This is a genomic window from Streptomyces sp. 2A115, assembly GCF_052245575.1.
Lineage (GTDB): Bacteria > Actinomycetota > Actinomycetes > Streptomycetales > Streptomycetaceae > Streptomyces.
In genome coordinates this window covers 1-827 of record NZ_JBQQCG010000250.1, presented here as the reverse complement: position 1 = coordinate 827, position 827 = coordinate 1, and the positions used below count along the sequence as shown (strand labels likewise).

Sequence of the window (827 nt, the reverse complement as noted above, 5' to 3'; positions counted from 1 at the left end):
GTGGCGTCGGGGCGGATCGCGTACGTGCTGGGGTTGCGGGGGCCGGCGCTGACGGTGGACACGGCGTGTTCGTCGTCGTTGGTGGCGTTGGATCTCGCGGTGCGTGCGGTGCGGTCGGGGGAGTGCTCGACGGCGCTGGCCGGAGGCGTCGCCGTCATGGCGTCACCAGGCATGTTCGTGGAGTTCTCCCGGCAGCGGGGCTTGTCGGCGGACGGCCGGTGCCGTGCGTTCGGTGCCGACGCGAGCGGCACCGGCTGGGCCGAAGGCGTGGGCGTCCTCGTGGTGGAGCGGTTGTCGCGGGCGCGGGGTGCGGGGCATCGGGTGTTGGCGGTGGTGGCGGGGTCGGCGGTGAATCAGGACGGTGCGTCGAATGGGTTGACGGCTCCGAGTGGGCGGGCGCAGGAGGAGGTGATTGCGCGGGCGTTGGCCGATGCGGGTCTGGGGCCGGGGGATGTCGATGCGGTTGAGGCGCATGGGACGGGGACGCGGCTGGGGGATCCGATTGAGGCGCAGGCGTTGATCGCGGCGTATGGGCGGGGGCGTGAGGTGCCGTTGTTGCTGGGTTCGTTGAAGTCGAACATCGGGCATGCGCAGGCGGCGGCCGGGGTGGGTGGTGTGATCAAGACGGTGATGGCGCTGGGAAAGGGTGTGCTGCCGAGGACTTTGCATGTGGAGAGGCCGTCGTCGCATGTGGAGTGGGCGGGTTGTGGGGTGGAGCTGCTGCGTGAGCAGGCGGCTTGGCCGGAGCGGGGGCGGCCGCGGCGTGCGGGTGTCTCCTCGTTCGGGATCAGTGGCACCAACACCCACGTCATCCTCGAACAGGCACC

General features: G+C 71.0%; 1 protein-coding gene. It reads left to right on the top strand.

Features of this window, described 5'->3' with window-relative positions; all coding sequences use genetic code 11:
- Positions 1–827, top strand: an 827-nt coding sequence (locus tag ACTWQR_RS55875) for a beta-ketoacyl synthase N-terminal-like domain-containing protein (RefSeq protein WP_443235036.1), incomplete at both ends; no start/stop codon positions are given.